Source organism: Enterobacter cloacae complex sp. P12RS (assembly GCF_014895875.1).
Lineage (GTDB): Bacteria > Pseudomonadota > Gammaproteobacteria > Enterobacterales > Enterobacteriaceae > Enterobacter > Enterobacter bugandensis.
The window spans coordinates 1-766 of sequence record NZ_JADBQO010000120.1 but is presented as its reverse complement, the minus strand read 5'-3'; the positions used below and the strand labels follow the sequence as shown (position 1 = coordinate 766).

General features: G+C 36.4%; 1 pseudogene. It reads left to right on the top strand.

Annotation, left to right across the window (positions count from 1 at the left end):
* Positions 1-766: pseudogene (locus tag IM284_RS23200) on the top strand (chromosome partitioning protein ParA); the annotation flags it as partial.

Genomic DNA, 766 nt, shown 5'->3' with positions numbered 1-766 from the left:
ACCATTTTCTGGCGATGTGAAAGAATCAGCAGGAGTAGCTATTGGACGACTCATCGATCTCTTTGAATATACGGAAGATATCGCTGAAGAGAAGTCTACTTTAGATGAATATAATGAAAGGAAAAAACTCATATCCAAGTCGATGAATGCTCAAATCATTCCCAAGATCAACAAGGCTCAATACAAGACCAATCAGAAAATAATAACTGACAACAATGATGCTATTAAAGCCTTGAAACAGGGGTTTACGGGAGCTCTAAGCGCCTATGAAGCTCTCTTTGACGAAGAACTGCGTAAACTTCATCAGCAAAAAAATGAATTAGGTAGCCAAAAAAATGATGTGCTAATAAAAATAGAACGAATTAATCGAGATATCTCAGGGGTAACACCGAGATTAACTGCTAATATTGCTCTTATTAAGGAGTTTTTCCCTAATGTAGATTCAGAACGTCTTGAGCAGGTTGAGTCTTTTCATCAAAATATCACTAAAATAGTGCAAAAAGAACTTAAAAAAGGTCTTGCATTGTATTCTGAAAACTTATTGCAAATCAATACTAAGATCGTTGCTTTGGAGAATAAAATACGAACTGGTTTGGCAGCAAAAGGAACGCCAGATGATTTGTTCATGCGAGTGTTCGAACTAAAAGAACTTGCAGATAAAGCTGCTGAAGAGAATAGCTTTTATGATAAAAAGGTAGCTATCGGCAGGGACGCGTTACTATCCAAAGAACGTTTGGAAGCGATATACTTTGGTATATTCCTTAAT